Consider the following 7643-nt stretch of genomic DNA (forward strand, 5'->3'; position numbering starts at 1 on the left):
GCGCCGCGGAGAGCCTCGCGACTGAGATCGCCGGCTTCGGATGCGGTACCGATTTCGTGGCGGTCGCGGCTCCTCACGATTCGCACCTGAAAGCCGTCGGCGCCCAGCGACTTGATTTCCTCGACTCCGCGGCTCGGGATATCGGAGGTGTAGGCCAGCCGCGCGATGCGTTGTTCGGACGAGGAGGCGTAAATTTCGAACTCAGCGAAATCCGGATCGCGCGAAAGCTCCTTGGCCGCGGAGCGAACAAAGGATTTGAGTTCGGCGCGCGGGAGCATCATCCGCCCCCCAAGCGCGCGCGCGAGCGGAGGGTCGGGCCGCCATTGGACATCCGCTTCACCTGCATCGGCTGCCCCTTGCCACAATTGGGAATCACGATGAGACGGAGGTCGTTGCCCACTGCGTCGACGTTGGTGAAGAATTCCTTGGAGTCCGCGATCACGCTGCCGGACCTGTAGAGCCTGCCCAGGCGGCCATTTTCGATTTCGTAGATCCGCCGTGCGGAGATGCGGAAGTTCTCGCGCGATTCCGCGATCGACGGGATCAGGTTGCCGCACACGTAGTAACCATGATCCACGTCGGCGATTATCCTTTCATGGGGCGATTCGCCGGGCAGAAAAAACGTGTTCGACATTCGGATAAGCGGGACGTGCCACATCTCGCTGGCTCGCGCGGAGCCGTTGGGCTCGGCGCCAAGGACCGCGGCAGTAGCGCGCGAGTTCAGGAATCCTGCGAAGACGCCGCGATCGATATGCATCACGCGCAGTCCGGGCATTCCTTCATGATCGTAGCGATAGTGACCGTATCCATCGAGCGAGGGATCGGAACATGCGGACAGCAACGGCGACGCCACCATGCTGCCGAGTTCGTTGTCCGCCAGCGAGCGCAAGAACCAGCTGCGGCCCGCGTACGCGGCTTCCATCTTCAGGGCGCGGTCGGCTTCACTGGGGTGGCCGACGATCTCGTGCGCGATCAAAGCGTTGAAGTGAGGATCGGTGACCACCACGACTTCGCCGTCCGGCGGCCTAAGCACGGGGGCGGCTGCGAGCTGCTGAGCTTCTTTCGCCAGCGCGACGAAAAACTCGGACTGATTCGGATTCGGCATCAGTTCGCCGTGCCAACCTTCTTCCAGGCATTCGAGACCGCGCTGTTGGCCGATGGTATCGTAGCTCTCCTGATGTCCTTCTCCGTCCTGCGCGACCACGTAACAATCGCCCTGCGAGAACGCGAACGACTGAACGATTACGCTACCGCTCGTGTTGACGAACAGCTCACGCCTGAACTCGGTCATCGCGGCCGCAACATTAAACGCAATCCCGGGACCCAGGCCGCTCACCGCACGGGAGGCATCGAGGGAGAGTCTTTTGAGGCTGTCGATGGGTGTGGTGCGGGGATCGTTGCGAAATACCGCTTCGACCTCGTCGCGAATCACGGGTGGTTCAGGGATTGGCACCGCCTCCAGACTGCGGGCGGCCGCGCCCAGCGACTTTATGAGAACGGATTTCTCGCGGGCACTGACCCGCGCGCGATCGTAAGCGCTGTGCAGGGCGGCGCGGACCACGGCGGCGAGCTTCGTGGGCCTGCGGGCAAGCGCGCCTACCTCGGCGCCTGCTTGTCCGTGCCCCACACAGCCCGTTGCTGCGCTTACCTGTACCGCCACACCGAAGGCAGCGTTTTCGCTTTCGGTGCTGTCGCGGGGCGCGCCGTTGGTCGCAGCTGCGGATCGATGGGAAACTACCTCGAAGCGGAGTTCGGCGTAGGAGACACCGCGATTGCTCCGCGCGAAGCGGCGCAGCACCGGTTCGCCCTCCGATCTGAGAAATTCGATCGCCTCGTAGATATCTCGAGTAGCCATCGCCAGGTTCCCGGTCACCATAGCTCAGAGGAAATTCGGGAGCGAGAAAGCTGGCCACGCGGCCAGCGCGAGCGTCTCGAGGCCACTTTCGTCTCGCCCTGGCCTTCCCGATTCAGGCCCGCCAGACCGGAGCTGAGGAGGCCAACACAGACGCTACTGGACGGTAATCGGGATTTTCAGGTCGAATTCCGAATCGATCGCCACACCGTTCTTCATCGCTGGAAAGAAGCGCCACTGTTTGAGGGCGTCGAGGATAATTTGGTTGAGTCGGGGGCTCTCGGTCTTGGTCATCAGGGAGACAGTAGCCACGCCATCGTAGGTCACCGTGAAGTGGGCAACCGCGACGGTTTGAATCGCGTTTTCGCGCAAGTCATCCGGGATCTCGGGTACCGGCGCGTAGATCGCGTGCGCCCCGAGATTGTCACTGCCTAGTCCGCCGGGACCTGTACCGCTGCCCGTGCCGGCGCCCGCTCCTGCCGACCCGCCTACCCCGCTCGAGCCCTCGTTACCTGTGCCGCTTGCCGCGCCACTAGGCACCGGAGCAGGCGCGGCGGTCGAGGTGGTCGCGGTTCCATTCGGCGACACGGGCAGCGGCGGCGGTGCCAGCTTCTTTCGGTGCACCACCGGCGGTGGCGGCGGTGCGACTTTGGGTTTGGAGGGGGTGGCGGCAGCGTGAGCGGGCGCGGCTCCGCCGCCCGCGAGACCGCCTACCTCGGGCGGCAACTCTATAATCTGCGCTTCGAGCGGCCTGAGTTCCGACGGCTTGGGTTCAGTGCCCTGGAGGATAAACGTGAATGCTGCGAGCAACGCGATCCATAACGCGATCGCAACCGCGGTGACCCAGGGCAAGCGTCGCCACGGATGGTCAAAGTCCGCAAGCGGCGGCAGGTGGAGGGTGTCGTTCATTCGCGCTTTACCGCAATCAGGAAATGCTCGACGCCGGCGCGTCGCGCCTGAAGCATGGTTTGCACGACGATCCCTTCGGGTGCGGCGCTATCCGCATTGACGACGACACCTGGGTCGGCGCGGTTGAGCATCGACTTTAACGTAAAGGCCATGGTCGCGAGGGTGGTAGGTGTCTTGTCGATAAAAATCTGGCTGTCCTTGGTGATGGTCAGCGTGACTGGTTCCTCATGCTGTAAATTCTGTGCGTTGCCTTGCGGGAGGTTTACGGTGATCGAGTTGAGACTCTGCATCGACAAGGATGCGAGCATGAACGTTACCAGCAGAAAGAACATCACGTCGATCATCGGTATGATCTCAATGCGGCCGTGACGATAACTGCGCGATCGCGGAAGCTTCATAACGCCATCCGATCCTTGCCGGCCTCGTGAACCGGGTGGACGCTGCGGACGCCGCCCGATTCCTGGTCGAGACGGATGTGATCGGCGAGCTTCGAGCCGAGGCGCTCCATATGGTCAAGCGCCTGCGACTGCGCACGCGAAAAGAAGTTAAAGCCGAACAGAGCAATCAGAGCGATCAGCAATCCCAGCGCGGTCGAGATCAGTGCTTGCGCGACACCCGATGTGACCCGGGTCGGAGCGACCAGACCGGAGCCACCGATCACCTGGAACGCTTGCATCATGCCGGTGATCGTTCCGAGCAATCCCATCAGAGGCGCGGCCGTCACCACGGTCTCCAATATCCAGAGTCCGCGGCTCATGGTCTTCTCGATTCGCCCCGCCTCGTCGCCCGCCCGCGATTCCACCCACCACGCCGGATGATCGCGATTGGAGGAAATCACGCCGAGGAATCTGCCATAGGCGTTGCGAGGGCCCAGTTGTTCAATCTCCCGATCCAAATCTTTCCAGGCGAACCCGTAGGTCTCAATCAGGCCCCCCACTTCCTCCGGGAGTCGTAGACAACGCCAATATGCGACTGCGCGATCGAGCATAATTACCAGCGCGAGCGCACCCAGCAGCAGCAGCGGATATACCATCGCGCCGCCGTAGCTGAGCGCCTCCCAAGCGAGTCTGAGTTCATTCATATCGATACTTCTGTCCTCGGAATTTCATTAGTTCGCGGCGCTCTTACCCCAAGGTAGATCCCATTTGATACCCCCAAATATCGCCCGCCGCGGGCCAAACTGGCTAGAGAACACGCCGATCCCGGAGCCGCTGCGGATCTGGTAGATGCGATCGTTCGCGTTCTGCATGACCAGCCGGAGCTCTACGCCGCCAACCTCGGGCAAAACCAGTTTCTTCACGATACCGAGGTTGAGCTGGATGTAGTAGGGAAGGTTGCCGGTGTTGGCGAATCCTTTGCGCAGGCCGCTCTGATAGAAGCCGTTGGCCGTGAAGAGGAAGCCGTAAAGGTTGTAGGCAATTCCCGCTGAGCTCGTAAAGGTCTGGTCATGGTCGAGGAAGATGTAATGCGAACTTATGAAGTTCAGTTCGTCCCTTGAAAACAGGAACTGGTCAGAGGTGATCGTACTGCCCTGTGCGACCGAGTACGTGAAGTTCGCATACGCCGACAGATTCTTTCGATCCAAGCTGTTTGCGACCTCTACGCCGTATTGCCGACCACTATTGTAGTTGAACGGGGTAAAGATGAGCGTCGGTCCGAACTGTCCTTCATCGATGAGCTGGCTGGAGAGTTTAAAATAGCTATCCACGTCAGTCTTTATTCCGAAGGGCAGGTTCTGAATCACCCCCAGATCGAAGTAGTTGGCACGTTCGGGCGAGATGTTGGAGTCGGCTTTAACTTCAGGCTCTGCCACGGTGTTCTTGAACGCCTTGATGTCCGTGGTCGCTACGTTCTCGGTAGGCGGCGGTGTGAAGTAGCGCGCATAGCCGGCGTGTATGGTGGTGGGCTCAAACAACTGGTAGGCCGCGGTAACACGGGGACTGAACTGGAAAGACCGCGTGAATCCGTCGTACAGATCAAATCGCGCGCCGTAGTTGACGGTCAGCTTGGGCGCTCCGGCCGGACGCCACTCGTCCTGCAGGTAAATGCCGTAAAGCCAGACGGTCTCCGCGCGATTGTCCACGATCTGAATCGGGATATCGGAAGTCTGCGTCCCGGTCGTCCCCGGGAAGGTGAGCGTATGGTTGTCGAATTCAGCACGCTCGCCCTGAAAGAGATATCCGGCGCGGAAAGTATGGTCAGCTATGCCTCGGTAGGCGAAGTCGCCCTGCAGACCGCTGGCCCAGTCGCTGCGGAAAACCCTGCTTGATTGACCGTTGAAAATCAAATCGCCTTGGTCATCGGGATGAAATGACAGCGTCGAATACCGGGTGAATCCTGCTACCTGGTAATCGATGTCCTCATGCAAGACGCCTTGGAGAGCGACCACCCCAAAGTAGTTCTGCTCGAATTGGGTCTCGTCGACGTCCGCGGAGGGAAAGACCGGGGTGCCCGCGAGCGTAAAGACCTGCTTCTGGCCGGGATTGGCGGGAATGTCATAGTGGGCAACGTTGAAGCCACCAAATGCCGAGACCCTGGTGGTTGAATTTACGAAGTAATTGGCGATGCCAAATGCGTTCCCTTGCTGAGTTGTGTCATTGATCGCCTCGGGACCGGGAGTCGGCGGTTCCAAACCACGATCGTTCTGCAGAAAGTACCCAGTCGCGTAGTAGCTCAGGTCTCCCTTGGTCCCCCCTACCTCCATGCTCGGATTCAGGGTCCCGCGCTGCCCGCCATACATGCCGAGGTTGCCCCCGTTTTCAATTTCGCCGGTTTTGGTCTGGATCGAAACGACCCCGGCGGTATGGTAGCCGTACTGCGCGGGCAGAGTGCCTTCGAGCAGAGAGATGCTGGAAGCCATGCGCGGACTCAAGGTTTGCGAGAAGCCCGCGGCGATTCCTTCGGGCAATTCGATGCCGTTGATGCGGTACTGAATCTCCGCGTGCTCGCCGCGGATGTGCAGTGCGCCGAAGGAATCCTGCACTACCCCGGGCGCTTGGAGGAGCACCTGGTTCATCGGGGTGTTGTTACCTGCGGGCATCTCTTGAATTGACTGCTGCGTGAAACGGTAGACGCTGCTACCCGTCTCAGGGCTTAGATCGTTGCGCGCCTGGTTAAGCTTTTGCGCTCTCAACTGGAGACTAAGCGCGGTCTGTGCCTCCATCGCGAGCTCGACCGGCTTCGCCCCGGCAGCGGTGACGGTAACTAAGGCGAGGGCGGTCTTGAATTCGGCCTTGTTCGCGACGACCTCGTAGGTGCCCGGTGCCACATCTGAAAAGGCGAAGTGACCCTTCTTGTCACTGATAGAACGGCCGATAATTCGCCCGTCGTTGGTCTGCAGGATCACTTTAACGCCCTCCATTGGACGTCCGAGCGCATCGCTAGCCGTTCCGGTTACGACCTTGCCGGTTTTTTTGGCGCCACCTTCCGCCGCGTTCGCAATCGTTCCTACCGCCGCGATCTGAAGCAGACAAACTAACGCGGCCAACACTTTCCATTCTCGCATCGCAAAACTCCTGCGCAGGGCACGCGCCATTCTGTGCGCCCTGCGCGGCTGGGCACGTAGACAAGACCACGTGCGCTCGAGATTCAGTTGTTTCGAAGAAGCGGACGCTTAGAGCGATGCGGGCGGAGCGCGGCCGAAGTGAGACTCGAACGCGACTTCCGATGTCTCACCCGAATTGGACGCGAAAACGGAGTGGATTTCGACTTCGGGCGAGTGCTGCGCCGGCGCTGGAGAAGAAGCGGCTGGCGCGTGGAAAGCGATTAGGCAGACGGGGCAAAGTTCGGGGTCGGCACTGACTTGGGTCTGGGCGGCGTGCCAGGAGCTGGGCAAGTTGTGATAGTGCGCGGTGCCGACCAGCTGGATAAAGACGATCAGGGCCGCCGCGAAGATCGCGGTGATCGGGCGAGGCCCGCCCTGGGCGGTTTCAGTTCGGCGGATCAAAATCGTTCTTCCGGTCGGTTGCTCGGCCCGATTTTTATTCGCAACGCAGTCGCCGTGCAAGACCGGCGGTCCTCAAGTCGCCACCGTACGCCCCATGTTACACTCAAGCGCATGCAGGATCGTTGTTATCTACTAATTTTAAAGAAACATGCGTTCTAGTAGAAAAATGGAATCGGTTTGGCTGAGCAGACGGTTAGTCATCGTTGCTCTGGTCCCCGTACTGGTCACGTTACCGCACATCGCCCCTAGCGTTTCGGCGCAGCCATTTCGCTATGTGACCCACACGCCGGGCCAAGTCGACTACTGGCCACGGTGGTCGCCCGATGGAAAAACGATCCTCTTCGGCCGTTGTGACATTTCCACCGGATGCGCTGGAGGCGCGCCGGCCGGGATCTGGAAGCTCTTCACCGTTCCATCCAATGGAGGGCAGCCGTCTGAGTTCTTGGAAATTGATGGGGTTTCCGCGACCCGCTCGAACTGGCTCTGGAGTTCCGACCCGACGATCGTCACTCCGATCGCGTTTACCGGCGACCACTACGCGGCTGGTGGCCTCTCAAGAAGCAGGATTCACAAGTAGTTCACCAGTAGAACGATCCAGCAGGTCGAAGCCAAGCAGTTTGGCACGCTTGCGCAGCGACTTTAGTTCGCGGGCGCGATCGAGCTGGTGGTAAGCCTCGGCGCCGGTGTCGTGGTAGAGAAGTTGGCCCGCGAGTACCCGGTAGACGAGCACCGCGAGTTTGCGAGCAGTGGCGGTAATCGCCTTGGCCTTGCCGACTCGCATCGCGAGACGGCGATAGAAGGCGCCGAGCGCGGTGGAAGTTCTACCCAGACTCATCGCACAACGCCGTAGCATGACCGCGGCGCGATTGGCGGAAGGTGAGGTCCGGGAGCCGAGCAGGCGTCCGCCGGAGACCTTGTTGTTGGGTGCAAGCGCCA

General features: G+C 60.6%; 8 protein-coding genes. 1 reads left to right on the forward strand and 7 read right to left on the reverse strand.

The window, feature by feature from the left end; all coding sequences use genetic code 11:
- The 6 genes from VGI36_08865 to VGI36_08890 form a co-directional block, all read right to left on the reverse strand.
- Positions 1–278 (reverse strand): hypothetical protein (locus VGI36_08865; protein HEY2485248.1); only part of this gene is annotated, 278 nt, incomplete at its 3' end.
- A complete protein-coding gene (locus VGI36_08870; GenBank protein HEY2485249.1) occupies positions 278–1855 on the reverse strand; it encodes a TldD/PmbA family protein in 1578 nt (525 codons plus the stop codon). The genes VGI36_08865 and VGI36_08870, both read right to left, overlap by 1 nt.
- A gap of 153 nt (positions 1856–2008) precedes the next feature.
- Positions 2009–2761, reverse strand: coding sequence for an energy transducer TonB (locus tag VGI36_08875; protein HEY2485250.1), 753 nt, complete (start codon positions 2759–2761; stop codon positions 2009–2011).
- Positions 2758–3159 (reverse strand): biopolymer transporter ExbD, encoded by a 402-nt coding sequence (locus tag VGI36_08880; GenBank protein HEY2485251.1) that lies wholly within the window; start codon positions 3157–3159, stop codon positions 2758–2760. Before VGI36_08880 ends, VGI36_08875 begins: the two co-directional genes overlap by 4 nt.
- Positions 3156–3842, reverse strand: coding sequence for a MotA/TolQ/ExbB proton channel family protein (locus VGI36_08885; protein HEY2485252.1), 687 nt, complete (start codon positions 3840–3842; stop codon positions 3156–3158). Before VGI36_08885 ends, VGI36_08880 begins: the two co-directional genes overlap by 4 nt.
- 27 nt (positions 3843–3869) lie before the next feature.
- Positions 3870–6266, reverse strand: coding sequence for a TonB-dependent receptor (locus VGI36_08890; protein ID HEY2485253.1), 2397 nt, complete (start codon positions 6264–6266; stop codon positions 3870–3872).
- Positions 6267–6873: 607 nt separating this feature from the next.
- On the opposite strand from VGI36_08890, the gene VGI36_08895 reads away from it, so the two are divergent.
- Complete coding sequence (locus tag VGI36_08895; GenBank protein HEY2485254.1) at positions 6874–7284, forward strand: hypothetical protein; 411 nt, start codon at positions 6874–6876, stop codon at positions 7282–7284.
- Here VGI36_08895 and VGI36_08900 read toward each other — a convergent pair.
- Positions 7261–7643, reverse strand: a 383-nt coding sequence (locus VGI36_08900) for a hypothetical protein (GenBank protein ID HEY2485255.1), incomplete at its 5' end; no start/stop codon positions are given. The genes VGI36_08895 and VGI36_08900 overlap by 24 nt on opposite strands.

It is taken from the genome of Candidatus Binataceae bacterium (genome assembly GCA_036495685.1).
Lineage (GTDB): Bacteria > Desulfobacterota > Binatia > Binatales > Binataceae > JAFAHS01.

Bases quoted from the DNA above. Each gene is read 5' to 3' on its own strand.
- VGI36_08875 (HEY2485250.1), bottom strand. From the start codon at position 2,761: ATGAACGACACCCTCCACCTGCCGCCGCTTGCGGACTTTGACCATCCG.
- VGI36_08885 (HEY2485252.1), bottom strand. From the start codon at position 3,842: ATGAATGAACTCAGACTCGCTTGGGAGGCGCTCAGCTACGGCGGCGCG.
- VGI36_08890 (HEY2485253.1), bottom strand. From the start codon at position 6,266: ATGCGAGAATGGAAAGTGTTGGCCGCGTTAGTTTGTCTGCTTCAGATC.
- VGI36_08870 (HEY2485249.1), bottom strand. From the start codon at position 1,855: ATGGCTACTCGAGATATCTACGAGGCGATCGAATTTCTCAGATCGGAG.
- VGI36_08895 (HEY2485254.1), top strand. From the start codon at position 6,874: ATGGAATCGGTTTGGCTGAGCAGACGGTTAGTCATCGTTGCTCTGGTC.
- VGI36_08880 (HEY2485251.1), bottom strand. From the start codon at position 3,159: ATGAAGCTTCCGCGATCGCGCAGTTATCGTCACGGCCGCATTGAGATC.